Genomic DNA, 17,554 nt, shown 5'->3' on the forward strand with positions numbered 1-17,554 from the left:
CACGCACTACCTGGCCGTGCCGGTTCCACCGGCACGGCCGGGTTCGTGCTGCCCGAAAACTTCTGAAAGACAGCAATAATGACTCTTCTCACCAAACCCCCGGCCGGAACACCCGGCACACCCGATGCGCCAACAAGCACTCCGAGCGGCGCCCGTGAGGCGGTGGAACGCGGCTGGTTCAGGGCGTTCCTACTCAGGATCCATTTCTACGCAGGAATCCTGGCTGGCCCCTTCCTGCTGGTCGCGGCCGTCAGCGGCGGCCTCTACGCGATGGCACCCCAGCTTGAGTCGGCCCTCTACGCCCGGGAACTGCACGTTCCTGCCGTCGCCGATCCGCTGCCGCTCTCGGCCCAGGTCAAAGCGGCCATGGACCATGCGGGCGGAGCGTCCCCGGTGACCGTGCGGCCGGCGCCCGGGCCGGAGGACACAACCCGGGTCCTGTTTGCCGACAAGACCCTGGGCGAATCCGAATACCGCACGGTATTCGTCGACCCCGGCACCGCGGAGATCCGCGGGGACCTTCCCACGTACGGCAGCAGCGGCGCCCTGCCGGTGCGGACCTGGATTTCGAATCTCCACCGCTCACTGAACCTGGGCGAACCCGGCCGTGTTTACAGCGAGCTCGCGGCCTCCTGGTTGTGGGTGGTCGCACTGGGCGGTCTGCTGCTCTGGATCGACAGGATCCGCCGCAAACGCGCAGGCCGCAAGGCCGCCGGCAAAGCCGCAGCCGCCAGCAAAGCCGCCGCCAAGGCCGCCGCCGCCACACCGCGCAAGGCTTCCGGCCGCGCCCGCACAGTCTGGCTGCACGGCACCACCGGAACGGTCCTGTTCCTCGCGTTCATGTTCCTTTCCGCCACCGGTCTGACCTGGTCGGCCAATGCCGGGGAGAACGTCAGCACCCTGCGCATGGCCCTCGACTGGACCACACCCAGCCTGAAGACCGCATTGCCGGGCGGGGAGTCCGCCCCGGCCGGAGACCACGGCGGCCACGGAGGCGGCACAGGGCAGGCCACGGCCCCCTCCGCGGCGCCCGCCGTCGAGCCGGCCAAGGCCGATCCGGCCAAGTTAGACCCGGCCATGTTCGACACCGTGACCAGCATCGCGCGGGCAGACATCATCAGCGCGCCGATGATCGACATCAAGCCCCCGGCGAAGCCCGGCATGGCCTGGTCGGTGACCGAATCCGGCCGGGAATGGCCGGCATCTGCCAGCGCCGTGGCGATCGACCCGGCCACCGGGGAGATCACCCACCGGCTCGACTTCGACGACTTCAACCTCCCAGCGAAACTCACCCGCTGGGGGATCGCCGCCCACATGGGCATGCTCTTCGGCTTGCCGAACCAGCTCGCCCTCCTCGCCGTGGCCGTGGGACTGGCCGCCATGGTGGCCTGGGGCTACGTGATGTGGTGGAAGCGGCGGCCCACCCGCGGCAGTACGTGGGCGGTCGGCCGCCCGGCACCGCGCGGTGCTTTCCTCCGCGCGCACTGGGCCGGTGTCCTGGCCGCGATCACGGTGATGGTCGCCGTCGGGCTCTTCCTGCCGCTGCTGGGCTGGAGCCTGCTGGCGTTCGTCCTCCTGGACACCGCCGTGGGGTATCTCCGCGGGCGGCGGGCCGCCTAACCGGCGACTTTTTCCTTCTCCGCCTGCGACGCCCTCATCCACTCACTCAGCCACGGCGCCCGGACGCTCGAGGTGATCCGGCAGTCGGCCACGAAGGTTCCCTTGGCGCCGTCGTCGATCCAGTCCTGGAGCGCCGAGAGGTCCGCCAGCGAGCGGATGATCGCGGATTCCGCGCCGAGCGCACGGGCGATCCCGCTGAAGTCCACTTCGGGGATCAGCATGGGCTTTTCGGTGAGGCCCTTGGAGCCGTACTGGTGGATCTCGGCGCCGTAGGCGGCGTCGTTGTAAATCACGACGACGGCGCTGCGCGCTGCGCCCACGAGCGATTCGAGGTCGGACAGGCCCATGAGGAACCCGCCGTCGCCGGAGGCCAGCACCAGCGTGCGGCCTTCGTCCACGGCGCGGGCGGCCCCGACGGCGCTGGCGAGGCCGAGCCCGATGGTCTGATAGGCGGTTCCCACCATCACGAGGTCCTGCGGGCGCGGGATCCGCCAGTACATCGGTGCCCAGCCGAGGAAATGCCCGCCGTCCTGGACCACCGTGCGGCGCTCCGGGAGGATCGCGTCCAGCGCCGCGGCCAGGGCGCGCGGGTCGAGGCGGCCGTCCGCGGTGTCCGCGGAGCCGGCGTCGTGCCCGGGTGCTTCGGCCAGGCGCTTGCGGGCTTCGGCCCGCCAGGCATCCGTGGCGGGTGTGCCACCCAACAGCCGGAGGAGCAGGCCCGCGGCGGCCTTTGCGTCCGCACCGACGAACAGGTCCACCCGGGGGTGCGTCGCCTGCAAAGCAGTGTCGATCTGGATGACCGTGCTGTCCGGGCCGATCAGGTGCCCGAAGCGCATGGTGAACGGGCTCAGGCTCGCCCCGGCCACCAGCACCACATCCGCCGAGCCCATGAGGCCGGCGGCGGTGTCCGTGCCGAAGCCGCCCGCGACGCCGAGGTAGCCCTCGCCCTGCAGCAGGTTCAGTGCCAGTGCCGTTCCGGCGGTCAGCGCGCCGAGGCGGTCGGCGAGTTGGCGGAGTTCGGGCCCCGCTCCGGCGAGGTGCGCGCCGCGGCCGGCAAGGACCAGGGGCCGCTTCGCCCCGGCGAGCAGCCGGGCCACCCGCTCGAGGCCGCCGTCGACGTAGTCCCTCACCGCTGCCGCCGGCGGAACCGGCAGTTCCTCGTCCGCTGCCTCCAGCGCCGCGAGGTCGTACGGGATGGCGATCACGACGGCGGTCCGCCTGGCCAGCGCGTACTCCACCGCTTCCTGCGTGATGGAGCCCGCGGCTTCGCGGGTGACGGTGAAGGTGGCCGCTCCGAGGCCGGCGGCGATGGCCGGCTGGTCGACGTCCCAGGGCCGGGCGCCGCTGCTTGGTGCGTCCCCGGTGACGAGCACGACGGGGATCTGCGCCTGGACAGCCTCCGCGAGGGCGGTCAGGGCGTTGGTGTAGCCGGGGCCGTAGGTGGTGGTGCCTGCCGCGAGGCGCCCGGAGGCGCGGTAGTAGGCGTCGGCCGCGGCGATGGCCGCACCTTCGTGGCGCACGGCAGAGAAGCGGAGGCCCTGCTTCTCGGCGGCGTCCAGGAAGTAGACGTTTCCGTTGCCCATGACGCCGAAAATGTCGCTGAGGTAACTGCTGAGAACCTCGGCCACGCGGCCGGAGACGGTCAATGAAGTCATGGCAGTGATCTTGCGAGGCTGCCGCCAGATAGGCAAGAGACAGAAGTTTGGCTGGGACTTTTTTCAGTTGTAGGCATGGATTCTGAAAATTTGCCCAGTTATGGCGTGGGTCACCAGGCCTCACTCCGGAGGGCGGGATTCCTGCTTCGCCAGCCGGTTCAGGAGCCCGTCGAAGCGGGGCGGCATGAACTCCAGGACGGAGATGGCGGTGCTGGTCCGCTGGATTCCCTCGATTTCCAGGATCTGGTTGGTGATGCGGTAGAGGTCGGCGGTGTCCCGGGCCACCACCTTGGCCATGAGGTCCGCGTCCCCGGTGGTGGCGTGCACCTCGATGACCTCAGGGATCGCTTCGAGCCCGTTTTCCACCGAGCCCGCCCGGGTCTGGCTGATGGCCAGGGAGAGGAAGGCGATCAGGCCGTAGCCCAGCGCGGCCGGGTCCAGCCTCCGGCTGAAGGAGCTGAGGGCGCCGCTGCGTTCGAGCCGCGCCAGGCGGGCGTGCACCGTGTTCCGTGCGACGCCGAGCGTCCGGGAGAGTGCCAGGGCGCTGGATTCCGGATCCTTGTCCAGGGCGAGGATGATCCGGGCGTCCAGGGAATCGAGGTTGCGTGGATTCGGGATGGTCATATTTTCACCACAGACGATAGAAGTTGAGCAGAAATCCCAATGCCGTCAGCGTATCTTGCAATGTGCTCCGGGTCACTTCCATGATCGAGCCTCATGACCAGTGATCAGATGCTGACGGCACCCCACGCCGCACGCCCCGTCCTGCGCGGAGCCGTCTCCGGACTGCCCTCCTATGTTCCCGGCCGGCGCAGCGCCGGCGTGGACATCGCAGCCCTCGCCAGCAACGAAAGCCATTACGAACCGCTGCCCGCCGCCGCCGCTGCCGTGGCCGAAGCGGCAGGCAGGATGAACCGCTACCCGGACATGGCCGCCGTCGAACTCCGCGAACGGCTCGCCGGCCACCTCGGCGTCACCGCCGATGAGATCGGCGTGGGACCCGGTAGCGTCGGCGTCCTCCAGCAGATCATCACCGGACTGTGCGACGCCGGGGACGAAGTGGTCTTCGCGTGGCGCTCCTTCGAGGCCTACCCGATCCTGGTGGAGCTGGCGGGGGCCAGGGCGGTCCGTGTTCCGCTGGACGACACCGAGGGCCACGACCTCGACGCCATGGCAGCGGCTGTTACCAGCCGCACCAAGGTGGTGCTGCTCTGCACGCCCAACAACCCGACCGGTGTGCCGATCGCGCACGAGCGCATCGGGGCCTTCCTGCGCTCCGTCCGTTCCGACGTCCTCGTGGTGATCGACGAGGCCTACGTGGAATACGCCGAGGCGGGCAGCGGACCCGACTCCCTCGCCCTGTACCGCGAATACCCGAACGTCTGCATCCTGCGCACCTTCTCGAAGGCCTACGGCCTGGCCGGGCTGCGCGTGGGTTACGCCGTGGCCGCTCCGGAGATCGCCGAAGGGCTGCGCCGCACCGCCATCCCGTTCGGGGTGACCGCCCTGGCCCAGAAGGCTGCCATCGCGTCCCTCGACGCGGCGGGGGAGATGCAGGCCCGCGTGGCCGCCGTCGGGCAGGAACGCGCTCGGATGGCCGCACGGCTGGCGGCCCAAGGCTGGAAACTACAGCCGAGCCAGGGCAACTTCCTGTGGATCCGTGCCGCGGACGGGCTCCGCGAGCGGCTCGTGGCCGCGTTCGACCAGGCGGCCATCATGGTCCGCGCCTACCAGGGCGACGGCGTGCGGATCACCGTAGCCGACCCCGCCTCAAATGACCGCGTGCTCCGCGTTCTGGAAACTTTCACAGCCTGACCCCCAACCCCGTTCCACCCCAACACCCCGTTTCCACCTACAACCCAGAGGACTCCCCATGGAACAACGGACAACGACGTCTGCCCGCACCTCATCCGGTGCCGGACTTGGCGCCGCCCTCAAACCCCGCCAGCTCACGATGATGGGACTCGGCAGCGCCATCGGCGCGGGGCTCTTCATCGGCTCGGGCGCAGGCATCCAGGCCGCCGGCCCCGCCGTGCTGATCTCATACCTCGTGGCAGGAACCCTCATCATCCTGGTGATGTGGGCCCTAGGCGAGATGGCCGCCGCCAATCCGGACAGCGGCGCCTTCTCGGTCTACACCGCCCGGGCTTTCGGACCGACGGCCGGTGCCACGGTGGGCTGGCTCTGGTGGGTGCAGCTCGTGGTGGTGATCGCGGCTGAGGCGCTCGGCGCGGCCGCGCTGCTCGCGTCCATCTTCCCGGCGTTGCCGGTATGGCTGATGGCCTTCGTGTTCATCGCCGTTCTCACCGCCGTGAACCTCACCAGGGTGAAGAACTTCGGCGAATTCGAGTTCTGGTTCGCGCTCCTCAAGGTAGCCGCCATCGTCGGTTTCCTGCTGGTTGGTGCCGCCCTCCTCTTCGGGTGGATCCCCGGTGTCCCGTCCCCGGGCTTGGCCAACTTCACCGGCGCCGGCTTCGCACCGAGCGGCTTCGCCGGCATCGCCACGGCGCTCTTCGTGGTGGCGTTCGCTTTCGGCGGCACCGAGATCGTTTCCGTGGCTGCCGCCGAAACCGAGGAGCCTGCCCGCAGCGTTCGCAAGGCCGTGCGCACCGTACTGTGGCGCATCCTGGTGTTCTACATCGGCGCGATCTTCATCATCGCCGCCGTGGTTCCCGTGGGCTCGGCGGGGCTGAAGAGCCCGTTCGCCGCCGTCCTGGACGCCGCCGGCATGCCAGGCGCCGCCACCGCCATCACCCTGGTCGCCGTCGCGGCACTGCTGTCCGCACTCAACGCCAACCTCTACGGCGCTTCCCGGATGGCGTTCTCCCTGGCCGAGCGCGGCGAAGCGCCGCGCGCCCTCGCCTTCGTCTCCAAGGGGCAGGTCCCCGTTGTCGCGGTGCTCTCCAGCGTTGCCTTCGGCGTCGTCACCGCTGTCCTCGAGGTGGCCTTCCCCGACAAGGTGCTCCCGGTCCTGCTCAACATCGTGGGCTCGACGTCCCTGCTGGTGTGGACCTCCGCCCTCCTCGCCCAGCTTGCCCTGCGCCTCCGCGCGGACCGTGACGGGACCGTCCTTCCGCTGCGCATGGCAGGCTTCCCCTGGCTGACGGGCATCGGTCTGCTCATCCTCGCGGCCATCTTCACCGTCGGCTTCATCGGCGAGGATTCCCGTCCGCAGCTGCTGAGCACTTTCGTGCTGGTGGCTGTCCTGGCGGTGGCGAACTGGCTGCACCACCGGACTGCCAAAACCGGGTCCGGCAACGGGCCCGACGGCGTCAGCTCACCTGATCAAGCGAAGGCTCCGGTTCTGGTCGACTGAAGTTCTGGTCGACTGAAGCTGCTTGCGCCCGCGCTCGCGGGTTCCTGTCCTGCTCGCGGTGTGCAATCCGCAAGCCGGGCAGGGACCCGCGGGTTCGTTCGTTTAATTTCACGGTTCAGCCAACCCCCGCCTCAGTGGCCGGACATCTCCAGGCATCCGCCGTCGAGGATGGATCCGCGCGACGAGACCTCCACTTTGCCGTCGGTGCCCACAAAACCGACAAGGCAGCCGCCTGCAAAAGGGACACCGAAACGGATTCCGCTGCCGGTGTCGTCGGTTTGGGCGTCTTGCGCGTTGACGCCGATGGCGTCCAGTGCGCGTTCGACGTCCTTGCTGTCCGCCGGATCCGCAAGCGCCTCGAGGGCCTTGCGGACCACCGGGATACGGCGGGTGTGCTCGGCTTTGGTTTCGGCGCTCAACGGCCGCTGTTCGCGGTACTGTTCGTTCTCCGCCATCGCGGCTTCGGGGTCATAGCTCGCGCAATTCGACGGCTGCGGATGCTCCGGCACATAAGGGCAGGCCGCCGTCGGGCCGGGGCTGGAAGTGACTGCCTGGCCCGGGGGAGGCGCGGTCCCGCAGCCGGCCAGCAGCACCCCAGCCGCTACGACGATGACGCTCAGAACACCCTGTTTCCCCATGCCCGAAGCCTACGGGACCCCGGTGCCCAGTGGCTCTGTGGCCTTCAGTCCTGCAGCGGCTTCCGCGCCAGCCAGGCCGCCACGATGGCGCCGGAGACGTTGTGCCACACGGAGAACACGGCCGACGGCAGGGCGGCGAGCGGGCTGAAGTGCGCGCTCGCCAGGGTGGCTGCCAGGCCCGAGTTCTGCATGCCCACCTCGAAGGCCAGCGCGCGGCGGGCCTTGCCGTCCAAGCGTCCCACCTTGCCGGCCAGGTAGCCCAGACCCAGGCCGAAGCCGTTGTGCAGCACCACGGCCAGGAACACGATGCCGCCGGCGGCAGCGATCTTGCCGGCACTTCCCGCCACCACCACGGCGACGATCACGGAGATCACGACGGCGGATGCCCACGGAAGTGCCGGCAGCACCTTCGCGACGAGCTTCTTGAGGAACAGCCGCGCCAGCAGGCCGGCCACCACCGGCAACAGCACGGTCTTGACGATGTCCAGCACCATGGCGCCGGCGTCGATGTGCAGGAAGGAACCGGCCAGCAGCAGGGTCAGTGCCGGCGTCACGAGCGGGGCGATCAGCGTGGAAACGGAAGCCACCGCAACGGACAGGGCAACGTCGCCCTTGGCGAGGAAGGCCATCACGTTCGAGGCGGTGCCCGAGGGCGCGCAACCCACCAGGATCAGGCCGACCGCGAGCTCGGGCGGCAGCTGCAATGCGACGGCGATCAGCCACCCCGCACCGGGCATGATCACGTAGTGCGCCACGATGCCCAGCGCCACGGCCCAGGGCCGGCGTGCCACGGAGGCGAAGTCCGGCGGCGTCAGGGTCAGGCCCATGCAGAACATGATGACGCCTAGCAGGTACGGCACGGACGGGGCGAGGGACTTGAAGGCGCCGGGGGCCAGGAAACCGGCGAGGCCCGCAGCCACCACCAGCAGCGGGAAGACGGTGACCGCCACCCGAGCGATCTTCGCCTCCGCGGCGAGGGCCGGGTTCCGGACGGCTGAATCGGACGTGGTGTTTGTTGCCTCAAGCATCTATCCATGGTGGCAGCCGCGGTGAGGCGTCCGCGAATCCGTGACCCGCCGTCGGGCATGTATGTCAGGCATGTCCGCCCGACGGCGGGCCGGACTCAAGACAACGGACTCAGGGGCGCTTGAGGAAGGACTCCACCTTGCCGGGATCGCGTTCGACGACGTCGCCGAGGACGCCGTCGACCTTATCCAGCAGCGCCGGGTCCAGGACGACGCCGGACGCCGTGGCGTTGTCCTTGAGCTGTTCCGGCCGGGAGGCGCCGACGATCGCCGCGGAGACGTTCCTGTTCTGCAGGACCCACGCGACGGCGAACGCTGCCATCGACAGGCCGGCTTCATCCGCGAGCGGCTTGAGCTCCTGGACGCGTTCGAGCACCGCCGGCTGCATGTAGCGGTGATCGGTCTTCGCGCCGCCGCCGTCCGTCGAGAAGCGGGACGCGGCCGGTGCGCCCGCGCCCGGCACGTACTTGCCGGTCAGCACGCCTTGCGCAATAGGCGACCACACGATCTGGCCGAGGCCCAGTTCCTCGCTGAGCGGCACCACCTCGGGCTCGATCACGCGCCACAGCATGTTGTATTGCGGCTGGTTGGAGATGAGCTGGATGCCGAGCTCCTTGGCGAGGGCGGCGCCGCGGCGGATCTCGTCCGGGGTCCATTCGGAGACACCGATGTAGAGCGCCTTGCCGGCCCGGACCACGTCGGCGAACGCCTGCATCGTTTCCTCAAGCGGGGTTTCGTAGTCGTAGCGGTGGGCCTGGTAGAGGTCCACGTAGTCCGTGCGGAGGCGGGCCAGGGAGCCGTTGATGGATTCCATGATGTGCTTGCGGGACAGGCCGCGGTCGTTCCTGCCCTCGCCGGTGGGGAAGTAGACCTTGGTGAAGATTTCGACGCCTTCGCGCCGCACGCCGTCGAGCGCTGCGCCGAGCGCGGATTCGGCGCGGGTGCCGGCGTAGGCGTCCGCGGTGTCGAAGGTGGTGATGCCCAGGTCCAGGGCGGTGCGGACGCAGGAGCTCGCGGCGTCCTGGCCGATCTGTTCGCCGTGGGTGGTCCAGTTGCCGTACGCGATTTCACTCACGTACAGGCCAGAGTTTCCGAGCTTGCGGTATTCCATGGGGGTTCCTATTCGCTGGATGCTTCGGGAAGGGGTTAGGAGCCCGCCGCGCGGAGGCGGCGGGGCGGGGCCGTGGAACCCCGCACAACGAGGTTCGGCTGGAGGCGCTCGACGGCGGCCGGCGCACCGTCGAGGGTGGCTATGAGGGCTTCCGCGGCGAGGCGGCCCTGCTCGGCGACGCCGTGGTCCATCGTGGTGAGGCCGACCGATCCGGCGAGTTCGTGGTTGTCGTAGCCGACCACCGAGAAATCCCCGGGCACCTGCAGCCCGGCGCCGCGGAGGGTGGCCAGGGCGCCGAAGGCGAGCTCGTCCGAGGCGGCGACCACCGCCGTCGGGGGTTCCGCCATGGTGAGCGCCGTCGCCATGGCCGCGGATCCCGCGTCCACGGTGTTTCCGACGCCGAACTCCAGGCCCGGATCGGGGCTGATCCCGGCGTCGGCGAGGGCGTCGCGGTAACCGAGCAGGCGTTCGGCGGGAGGCACGCCGCCGAGGGTGGAACCGGGTGCCTCCTGGATGCCGAGGAAGGCGATGCGCTCGTGCCCGAGGTTGATCAGGTGCCGGGTGGCCGCGCGCCCGCCGTTCCGGTCCTCGACGCACACCGAGGATGCGCCCGCCCGTTCCGAGCCGACCAGGGCCACCGCTTGGCCTTGCGCTTCGAGGGCCGCGAGTTCTTCCGGGGCGAGCTGCAGCGCGAGCACCAGGGCACCGTCGGAGCGGCCCTGCAGGCGGGGCGCGGCGAAGAACGCGTCGCGCAGTTCCGGCGTGGAAAGCTCCGTGAGCAGGACGTCGTAGCCGGCACGGCTCAGCACCCGGCCGGCCGCGGCAATCACCTCCGCGAAGAACCATTTCGAGAGAAGCGGCACGACGACGGCGACCGTGCGGGTGCGTCCCGTCGCCAGCCGGGAGGCGCTCAGCGAGGCGACGTAGCCGAGTTCTTCGGCAGCTTCTTGCACGCGCTTGCGGGTCGACTCGGCGATGCCAGGAACCCCGCGAAGGGCACGGGAAACCGTGGAAACGGAGACACCGGCGCGTTCGGCGACGTCCTGGACTAAGGAAGGCATGCCTCGAGGTTAGGGCAGGCGGCTTGGGAATTGCAAGCGCTTGCGACCCGCTGAGACGGAAACGCTGCGGCGCGGCAAGCGGGCCAAAAATCGGCTCTTGCATCTTGCCTTGTGTCATGTACCATTGCACATATCATGTGACATCGAACACAGCGAACGATGTTTTCACCTGTTCCCCACATGGAAGAGCGTTATGACCCTTTCAGAAATCGCGAACGGCAAGCTCGCGCCCCGTACCGGCATCAGGCTGGACAACATCTCCAAGCGTTACGGCGACCATCTGGTGATCGACGATGTGTCGCTGAACGTCGAACCGGGCACGGTGACGGCGTTGATCGGCCCCTCGGGTGCCGGCAAGAGCACCTTCCTGCGGTGCATCAACCTGCTGGAGCGCCCCGACTCCGGGACCATCCAGGTGGACCACCACACCATCGAGCCGGGCAAGGTGATCAACGCCAAGGACCTCGCGGCGCTGCGCCGCACGGTGGGAATGGTGTTCCAGTCTTTCAATCTTTTCCCCCACATGTCCGCCCTGAAGAACATCAGCTTCCCGCAGCAGAAAGTCCTGGGGCGCAGCAAGGAAGAGGCCGATGAACGCGCGATGCAGCTCCTGGAGCGCGTGGGCCTGAAGGACAAGGCGCACCAGCACCCTGGCCGGTGTTCCGGTGGCCAGCAGCAGCGCATCGCCATCGCCCGGGCGCTGGCCCTGGATCCGTCGATCATGCTCTTTGACGAGCCGACCTCCGCCCTGGACCCCGAGGTGGGCCTGGAGGTCCTGGCGGTCATGCGCGAACTGGCCGACGACGGGATGACGATGATCGTGGTGACCCACGAGATGCAGTTCGCCCGGGACGTTTCGGACACGCTCGTGGTGATGGCCGACTGCAGGATCATCGAACAGGGCGATCCGCGGGCCATCATGAGCGACCCGCAGGAGGACCGCACCCGGCGCTTCCTGCGCGCCGTGCTGGAGCGCTGAGATGGACGCATTCTCCGCAGTCCTGCAGGGGCTGCCCATGACGATCGTCCTGACTTTGTCGGCCTTCGCCATCGGCATCGTCGGTGCGGTGCCGCTGGCGGTGGGCCTGTCGTCCCCGAACGTGGTGCTCCGCCTGGCCTGCAGGCTCTTCGTGGACCTGGTGCGCGGCGTGCCGATCATCGTGTGGCTGTTCCTGCTGAAGTTCGGCATCCAGGTGGGCACCTTCAAGTTCAACCCGGTAGGCGCGGCGATCGTGGGCCTGGGCGTGGTGTCCATCGCCTACCTGGCCGAGATCTACCGCGGCGGCCTGGAATCCGTGCCCCGCGGGCAGAACGAAGCCGCGGACGCGCTCGGCCTGGCCCGTGGGACCACGTTCCTGCGGGTGCTGGTGCCGCAGGCGTTCCGGATCGTGTCCCCGTCCATTGCCACGTACCTGACCGGCCTGCTGAAGGACTCGTCCATCGCTTCGACGATCATCGTGGCCGAAATGGTGTTCCAGTCCCAGGCCTTCGCCCGGCAGCACCCCACCATGGAAGGCATCCTGCCCTACGTGCTGGTCGGCATCCTGTACATCGTGTTGAGCCTGCCGGTGGCCTACCTGTCCCGCAGCCTTGATGCCCGCATGAGGAAGGCGGTCTACGCATGAACTGGCTGATCGAATGGGCGGGCTACCTGCCCCAGCTGATGTCCGGGCTCGGCGTGAGCCTGATGATCGCCGGCGTCTCGATCGTGGCGGGCTACCCGCTGGGCCTGGTGCTCAGCGTGATGGTCCAGCACCGGAACCTGGCCGTGCGCACCCTGGGCCTGGCCGTCGTCGAAATCGGCCGCGGCGCCCCCGCCCTGGTGATCCTCTACCTGTTCTATTACGGGCTGCCGAAGTTCGGCATCGCCTTCGAAAGCATCACCGCCGCCTGCCTGGCCTTGATCTGGAATTCCGCGGCGTATTCCTCGGAGATCATGCGGGCTGGAATGCAGTCCGTGGCCCGCGGCCAGCACGAGGCCTCGGCGGCCCTGGGCCTGTCCCGCGGGCACACCTTCTTCCGGGTGATCATGCCGCAGGGCATGCGCTCGGCCATCCCGGGCCTGATGGGGGTGGCCATCCAGATGTTCCAGGGAACGTCCCTGGCCTACGCCATCGCCGTGCCGGAGCTGATGAAGTCCGCGTACAACATCGGTTCCCAGGACTTCAACTACCTGCAGATCTTCGCCCTCGCGGGCATCTGCTACGCGGCCATCTCCATGCCGGCCACGTGGATCACCGTGTACTTCGAGAAACGCCTGGCCCGGCACGCCTGACCCCAACCACAACACGCTTCATCCCCCACCACCCACAGGAGGAAAGAAATGACCATGCACAAGCTCAAGACCACCGGTGCGCTGGCCGCCGTCGTCCTCGCCGCCGGACTGGGCCTGACCGCCTGCGGCGGGTCCTCGACCGCCAGCAACTCCAACTGCACCCCCAAGCATGAGGGAATCCAGACCGTCGCGCAGGGCAAGCTGACCATCGGCGTCATCGACATCCCGCCGTTCAGCAGCTACAACAGCGGCAAGCCCAACGGCATCGACATCGCGATCGTGAACAAGATCGCCAAGGACGAATGCCTTGAGCCCGTCTACCAGCAGGCCACCTACGCCGACGCCGTGCAGTCCATCTCCGGCGGCAACATCGACCTCGCCCTGGGCACCATCGACGCCACCGAGAAGCGCCTGAAGGCCGTGGACTTCTCCGCCTCCACCTACCTGGACGGCATGGGCATCGCCTCCAAGACCGGCGCCACCACCGTGGCGGAGCTGGAGAAGATGGACAAGGTGGGCACCATCGACGGTTACCTCTGGGTGGAGGACCTCCGCAAGATCCTCGGCGACAAGCTGGTCACCTACCCGTCCAGTGTTGAGCTGAAGGCGGACTTCGATGCCGGACGCCTGGACGCCGACGTCGACGCGTACGGCGTGCAGGTCCTCCAGTTCAAGGACGCCGCCGGCGTCACGGTCGCCTTGTCGAACGAAAAGCCGGACCCGCGCGTCGGCGCCATCACCCAGGCGCCTGAAGCCGCCTTCCCGATGACCAAGGGCAACACCAGCCTGAAGGAAGCGCTCGACGCCGGCATTGAAGCCCAGCGCGAAGACGGCACCATCGCCAAGCTGCTCACGGACGCCGGCCTCTCCGAAGGCCTCGGAAAGGTCGCCGAGAAGCAGTACGTGGTCCCCGCGAGCTGAGTCCCCGGCGGCGCGGGCATACCCGCTGTAGCTAACCCCGGATGCCGGGCTTCTTCGGCCCGGCATCCCCTTCTTCCACCTGTGCAATGTCACATGGTAAATTGGCTGTGAGGAACTTCACGGCAGCACGATAACCGGCGCCCTGTGTGCCTGAAGAAAGGAACCGATCATGACTGAGACCCGCATGCCCTGGCACGGCGTACACGTGGCCACTGCGCTGCCCTTCAACGAAGATTTCAGCGTGGACTTCGACGCCTACGCCGAGCACGTTCGCTTCCTGGCGAACGCCGGCTGTGACGGCGTGGCTCCCAACGGCTCCCTGGGCGAGTACCAGACCCTCAGCGAGGAAGAGCGTGGACGGGTCATTTCGACGGCGGTCGAGGCAGCCCCCCAGGGCTTCACCGTGATGGCCGGTGTGGGTGCCTACAGCGCCCTGCAGTCCGTGAAGTGGGCCGAGCAGGCCGCCGAAGCCGGCGCGTCGTCCCTGATGCTCCTGCCGCCGAACGCCTACCGCGCCAACGACGACGAGGTAGTGGACCACTACCGCCGCGTCGCCGCCGTCGGCCTGCCGATCGTGGCCTACAACAACCCGATCGACACCAAGGTGGACTTGACCCCGCAGCTGATCGCCCGCCTGCACGGCGAAGGCCTGATCGTGGGCGTCAAGGAATTCACCGGCGACGTCCGCCGGGCTTACGAGATCAAGGAACTCGCCCCGGAGGTGGACCTGATTATCGGCACCGACGACACCGTCGTCGAAATGGGCCTGGCAGGTGCCGTGGGCTGGGTGGCCGGCTACCCGAACGCCATCCCGGAGTCCACCCTGGAGCTGTACCGCCTCTCCACCTCCGGCGACGTGGCAGACCTGGCCCGCGCCCGCGAAATCTACACGGACCTGCACTCCCTGCTCCGCTGGGACAGCAAGACCGAGTTCGTCCAGTCCATCAAGCTGTCCATGGACATCGTGGGCCTCCGAGGAGGAGCCTGCCGCCCCCCGCGCGGCCCCCTGACGGCCGAAGCCCACGCAGCAGTAACAAGGGACACGGAAGCAGCCCTCGCCAAGGGCTACAAATAAACAAAAGGCTGCTGCTGCATTGCCCGCAGAGGTGAGGCACCAGAACGGGATTTCGGTTCTCCGGAAAGGAGCGCATCGCGGCCGAACGCGCGACGGAGGTCGCTCAGCGACCGAAGAAGCGCCTTTCGGCCGTGTCTAAGCGACGCCGGAGGGCCGAAATCCCGCCCAACCCAGCCACAAGCTTAAGGAGAGAGCACATGAGAACCAGCCGCATCTTCCACGCCGTGGACTCCCACACGGAGGGCATGCCCACGCGCGTGATCACCGGTGGCATCGGGACGATCCCCGGCGCCACCATGGCGGAGCGCCGCCTGTGGTTCATGGAACACAGCGACTGGATCCGCACCCTCCTGATGACCGAGCCGCGCGGCCACGCTTCGATGAGCGGGGCCATCCTGCAGCCGCCCACGCGTCCGGACGCGGACTACGGCGTGCTGTACATCGAGGTCTCGGGCCTGCTGCCGATGTGCGGGCACGGCACCATCGGAGTGGCCACGGTGCTTGTGGAGACCGGCATGGTGGAGGTCGTGGAGCCGGTCACCACGGTGCGGCTGGACACCCCGGCCGGCCTGGTGATCGCGGAGGTCGCGGTGAAGGACGGCCACGCCGAATCCGTGACCATCCGCAACGTACCCTCGTTCGTGGACCGGCTCGACGCCGAGGTGGACGTCCCGGGCTACGGCGCGGTCAACTACGACCTCGCCTTCGGCGGCAACTTCTACGCAGTGGTGGAGCTGGACGCCTTGGGCCTGCCGTTCGAGCGGGAGCGGAAGGACGATCTGCTCAAGGCCGGCCTGGCCATCATGGACGCCATCAACGCCAATGACGAGCCCGTCCACCCCGAGCGGGAGGACATCCGCGGCTGCCACCATGTGTACCTGAAGGCCCCCGGTTCCACCGCGGAGCATTCCCGGCACGCGATGGCCATCCACCCGGGCTGGTTCGACCGTTCGCCCTGCGGCACCGGCACCAGCGCCCGGATGGCGCAGCTGCACGCCCGCGGCGAGCTGGCGCTGAACAAGGACTTCATCAACGAGTCCTACATCGGCTCCCGTTTCATCGGCCGCCTGGTGGAGGAGACCGAGGTGGCCGGCCGGCCCGCCGTCGTCCCCACCGTCACGGGACGCGCCTGGCTGACCGGCACCGCGCAATACTTCCTGGATCCCACGGATCCCTTCCCGGAAGGCTTCCTGCTGTGAACCTTCCTTATTTCGACGCCGCCGCCGTGCGTGCTGCTGCTCCGTGGCCGACGGCGGTCGCGGCCTTGGAGCGCGCGCTCGCCGACGGCGTAGACCCGGAGCTGGACAGCCCCCGGCTGTTCAGCCCGGCGCCGGGCGGGGAGTTCCTGCTCATGCCGGCACAGGGTCAGAGCTACTCCGGCGTCAAGGCACTCGCCGTCGCCCCGGGCAACCCGGCCCGCGGGCTCGAGAAGATCCAGGGCATCTACCTGCTGATCGACTCGGACACTCTGGCCCCGCTGGCGACCATGGACGGCACCGAGCTCACCGCCATCCGCACCCCGGCCACCACCCTCATGGCCGTCAAGCACATCCTCGCCGCGGCGCCGGAAACCAAAGAAAACCTCCAGGTCCTCGTCTTCGGCGCCGGCATCCAGGCGCTCAACCACCTCCGCGCGGCGCACGCCGTGCTGCCCGGGGCGCGCTTCGCCGTCGTCGGGCAGCGTCCGGAACGGGTGCAGGCACTGATCGGAACGCTCGCCGCGGAAGGCATCTCCGTCCGGGCCGGCAGCACCGCGGACGTCCCGGAGGCAGACGTCATCCTCTGCACCACCTCCTCCCGCACGCCGCTGTTCGACGGCGGGCTGGTGGCGGACGGCGCGGTGGTGGCCGCCGTCGGGCAGCACGGATTGGACGCCCGCGAAGTGGACGCCGCGCTGGTACTGCGCTCCGACGTCGTGGTGGAAGGCCGCGCCTCGGCGCTGCGCGAAGCGGGGGACCTCATTCCGGCGCGCAGCGCGGAGGAATGGGAAACCATCCACCCGCTGAACCTGCGGGAACTCGTGGCCGGGAAGCTGGAACGCACGCCCGGGAAGCCCTGCCTGTACGCCGGGGTGGGCATGGCCTGGGAGGACCTCGTGACGGCGGCCGTGGTGTATGAAGGAGGCACCAGAGAATGATGCCCGCCCAAGGAGTGCTCACCGTGCCAGCCAACAACCAGCTCCCCATCGCCCCGCTCGGCCGCCAGCGCAGCCTGCGTGAGTCGGTCACCGAGTCGCTGCGTGCCGCCATCATCGCCGGCACGCTGGAGGAAGGGACGCTGTACTCGGCCCCCGCGCTGGGAGCGGCGTTCGGCGTCTCGGCCACGCCGGTGCGCGAGGCGATGATGGACCTCGCCCGCGAAGGCCTGGTGGAAACGGTGAAGAACAAGGGCTTCCGGGTCACCAGCATGAGCGACCGTGAACTGGATGAGATCACCGAGATCCGCCTGCTGCTGGAGCCGCCGGTGATGGCCGGGATCGCCGGAACCATCCCGGAGCGCGACATGGAGCGCCTGCGCACGCTCGCCGAGAACATCGTCGGCGCTGCCCGCGACGGCGACCTGGCCGCCTACCTCGCCGCGGACCGTGAATTCCACGCGGAACTGCTGGAGTACTCGGGCAACAAGCAGCTCGTGGAGCTGGCCACCAGCCTGCGCACCCGCACCCGCATGTACGGCCTGAAACTCCTCAGCGACAACAACCGCCTGGCCAATTCCGCCCAGGAACACCACGAACTGCTTGACCTGATTGCCGCCGGAGACGGCGCCGCCGCCGGCGAGCTCATGCGCCGCCACATCGGCCACGCCCGCGGGCTCTGGGCCACCGGCGAGGACGAAACACCACCCCTGGAGTAACAGA

General features: G+C 68.7%; 17 protein-coding genes. 11 read left to right on the forward strand and 6 right to left on the reverse strand.

Translation table 11 applies throughout. From position 1 onward, the window contains the following. Positions 1–78 precede the first annotated feature (78 nt). Entirely contained in the window at positions 79–1,620 is a 1,542-nt protein-coding gene (locus tag D3654_RS11325) for a PepSY-associated TM helix domain-containing protein (RefSeq protein ID WP_120521597.1), read from the forward strand. On the opposite strand, the gene D3654_RS11330 is transcribed toward D3654_RS11325, so the two are convergent. Continuing rightward, the gene (locus D3654_RS11330; protein ID WP_120521598.1) at positions 1,617–3,275 is read right to left on the reverse strand and encodes a thiamine pyrophosphate-binding protein; all 1,659 of its coding nucleotides are present in this window, start codon (positions 3,273–3,275) and stop codon (positions 1,617–1,619) included. The genes D3654_RS11325 and D3654_RS11330 overlap by 4 nt on opposite strands. A gap of 120 nt (positions 3,276–3,395) precedes the next feature. Continuing rightward, positions 3,396–3,899, reverse strand: a complete 504-nt coding sequence (locus tag D3654_RS11335) for an Lrp/AsnC family transcriptional regulator (protein ID WP_120521599.1) — start codon at positions 3,897–3,899, stop codon at positions 3,396–3,398. A gap of 93 nt (positions 3,900–3,992) precedes the next feature. Between D3654_RS11335 and hisC the strand changes: the two genes are divergently transcribed. Together hisC and D3654_RS11345 are read left to right on the forward strand one after the other, a co-directional pair. Next, positions 3,993–5,090: a histidinol-phosphate transaminase gene (hisC, locus tag D3654_RS11340; protein ID WP_120521600.1), complete on the forward strand. Its 1,098-nt coding sequence runs from the start codon at positions 3,993–3,995 to the stop codon at positions 5,088–5,090. Positions 5,091–5,148: 58 nt separating this feature from the next. Next, positions 5,149–6,591, forward strand: a complete 1,443-nt coding sequence (locus tag D3654_RS11345; RefSeq protein WP_120521601.1) for an amino acid permease — start codon at positions 5,149–5,151, stop codon at positions 6,589–6,591. 131 nt (positions 6,592–6,722) lie between these two features. Here D3654_RS11345 and D3654_RS20490 read toward each other — a convergent pair whose 3' ends face one another. From D3654_RS20490 to D3654_RS11365, 4 genes are all read right to left on the reverse strand, one after another. Then, positions 6,723–7,229, reverse strand: coding sequence for a hypothetical protein (locus D3654_RS20490; RefSeq protein WP_162943716.1), 507 nt, complete (start codon positions 7,227–7,229; stop codon positions 6,723–6,725). Positions 7,230–7,273: 44 nt separating this feature from the next. Then, entirely contained in the window at positions 7,274–8,257 is a 984-nt protein-coding gene (locus tag D3654_RS11355; protein ID WP_120521603.1) for a bile acid:sodium symporter family protein, read from the reverse strand. Between the two features lie 109 nt (positions 8,258–8,366). After that, on the reverse strand, positions 8,367–9,365 hold the full coding sequence (locus D3654_RS11360) for an aldo/keto reductase family protein (protein WP_120521604.1): 999 nt from the start codon (positions 9,363–9,365) through the stop codon (positions 8,367–8,369). 35 nt (positions 9,366–9,400) lie between these two features. After that, the gene (locus D3654_RS11365; RefSeq protein ID WP_120521605.1) at positions 9,401–10,426 is read right to left on the reverse strand and encodes a LacI family DNA-binding transcriptional regulator; all 1,026 of its coding nucleotides are present in this window, start codon (positions 10,424–10,426) and stop codon (positions 9,401–9,403) included. 193 nt (positions 10,427–10,619) lie between these two features. On the opposite strand from D3654_RS11365, the gene D3654_RS11370 reads away from it, so the two are divergent. The 8 genes from D3654_RS11370 to D3654_RS11405 all read left to right on the forward strand — a co-directional run bounded on the left by D3654_RS11370 (position 10,620) and on the right by D3654_RS11405 (position 17,550). Next, positions 10,620–11,405, forward strand: coding sequence for an amino acid ABC transporter ATP-binding protein (locus tag D3654_RS11370; RefSeq protein ID WP_120521606.1), 786 nt, complete (start codon positions 10,620–10,622; stop codon positions 11,403–11,405). A gap of 1 nt (position 11,406) precedes the next feature. Then, positions 11,407–12,051: an amino acid ABC transporter permease gene (locus D3654_RS11375; RefSeq protein ID WP_120521607.1), complete on the forward strand. Its 645-nt coding sequence runs from the start codon at positions 11,407–11,409 to the stop codon at positions 12,049–12,051. Then, complete coding sequence (locus D3654_RS11380; RefSeq protein WP_120521608.1) at positions 12,048–12,701, forward strand: amino acid ABC transporter permease; 654 nt, start codon at positions 12,048–12,050, stop codon at positions 12,699–12,701. The genes D3654_RS11375 and D3654_RS11380 overlap by 4 nt, the downstream gene beginning before the upstream one ends. Before the next feature lie 48 nt (positions 12,702–12,749). Then, positions 12,750–13,622 (forward strand): substrate-binding periplasmic protein, encoded by an 873-nt coding sequence (locus D3654_RS11385; protein ID WP_120521609.1) that lies wholly within the window; start codon positions 12,750–12,752, stop codon positions 13,620–13,622. Between the two features lie 169 nt (positions 13,623–13,791). Continuing rightward, complete coding sequence (locus D3654_RS11390; protein ID WP_120521610.1) at positions 13,792–14,697, forward strand: dihydrodipicolinate synthase family protein; 906 nt, start codon at positions 13,792–13,794, stop codon at positions 14,695–14,697. Positions 14,698–14,894: 197 nt separating this feature from the next. Next, the gene (locus D3654_RS11395; protein ID WP_120521611.1) at positions 14,895–15,896 is read left to right on the forward strand and encodes a proline racemase family protein; all 1,002 of its coding nucleotides are present in this window, start codon (positions 14,895–14,897) and stop codon (positions 15,894–15,896) included. Beyond that, positions 15,893–16,834 (forward strand): ornithine cyclodeaminase family protein, encoded by a 942-nt coding sequence (locus D3654_RS11400; protein WP_120521612.1) that lies wholly within the window; start codon positions 15,893–15,895, stop codon positions 16,832–16,834. The genes D3654_RS11395 and D3654_RS11400 overlap by 4 nt, the downstream gene beginning before the upstream one ends. A gap of 23 nt (positions 16,835–16,857) precedes the next feature. Beyond that, the gene (locus D3654_RS11405) at positions 16,858–17,550 is read left to right on the forward strand and encodes a GntR family transcriptional regulator (protein WP_245413190.1); all 693 of its coding nucleotides are present in this window, start codon (positions 16,858–16,860) and stop codon (positions 17,548–17,550) included. The last annotated feature ends 4 nt before the right edge of the window (positions 17,551–17,554 follow it).

This window comes from Arthrobacter celericrescens (assembly GCF_003614925.1).
GTDB classification, from domain to species: Bacteria; Actinomycetota; Actinomycetes; order Actinomycetales; family Micrococcaceae; genus Arthrobacter; species Arthrobacter celericrescens.

Excerpts from the sequence above, each read along its gene's own strand:
- D3654_RS11380 (WP_120521608.1), top strand. The coding sequence starts at position 12,048 with ATGAACTGGCTGATCGAATGGGCGGGCTACCTGCCCCAGCTGATGTCC.
- D3654_RS11360 (WP_120521604.1), bottom strand. The coding sequence starts at position 9,365 with ATGGAATACCGCAAGCTCGGAAACTCTGGCCTGTACGTGAGTGAAATC.
- D3654_RS11390 (WP_120521610.1), top strand. The coding sequence starts at position 13,792 with ATGACTGAGACCCGCATGCCCTGGCACGGCGTACACGTGGCCACTGCG.
- D3654_RS20490 (WP_162943716.1), bottom strand. The coding sequence starts at position 7,229 with ATGGGGAAACAGGGTGTTCTGAGCGTCATCGTCGTAGCGGCTGGGGTG.
- D3654_RS11395 (WP_120521611.1), top strand. The coding sequence starts at position 14,895 with ATGAGAACCAGCCGCATCTTCCACGCCGTGGACTCCCACACGGAGGGC.
- hisC (WP_120521600.1), top strand. The coding sequence starts at position 3,993 with ATGACCAGTGATCAGATGCTGACGGCACCCCACGCCGCACGCCCCGTC.
- D3654_RS11330 (WP_120521598.1), bottom strand. The coding sequence starts at position 3,275 with ATGACTTCATTGACCGTCTCCGGCCGCGTGGCCGAGGTTCTCAGCAGT.
- D3654_RS11325 (WP_120521597.1), top strand. The coding sequence starts at position 79 with ATGACTCTTCTCACCAAACCCCCGGCCGGAACACCCGGCACACCCGAT.
- D3654_RS11370 (WP_120521606.1), top strand. The coding sequence starts at position 10,620 with ATGACCCTTTCAGAAATCGCGAACGGCAAGCTCGCGCCCCGTACCGGC.
- D3654_RS11345 (WP_120521601.1), top strand. The coding sequence starts at position 5,149 with ATGGAACAACGGACAACGACGTCTGCCCGCACCTCATCCGGTGCCGGA.
- D3654_RS11335 (WP_120521599.1), bottom strand. The coding sequence starts at position 3,899 with ATGACCATCCCGAATCCACGCAACCTCGATTCCCTGGACGCCCGGATC.
- D3654_RS11385 (WP_120521609.1), top strand. The coding sequence starts at position 12,750 with ATGACCATGCACAAGCTCAAGACCACCGGTGCGCTGGCCGCCGTCGTC.
- D3654_RS11355 (WP_120521603.1), bottom strand. The coding sequence starts at position 8,257 with ATGCTTGAGGCAACAAACACCACGTCCGATTCAGCCGTCCGGAACCCG.
- D3654_RS11375 (WP_120521607.1), top strand. The coding sequence starts at position 11,407 with ATGGACGCATTCTCCGCAGTCCTGCAGGGGCTGCCCATGACGATCGTC.
- D3654_RS11365 (WP_120521605.1), bottom strand. The coding sequence starts at position 10,426 with ATGCCTTCCTTAGTCCAGGACGTCGCCGAACGCGCCGGTGTCTCCGTT.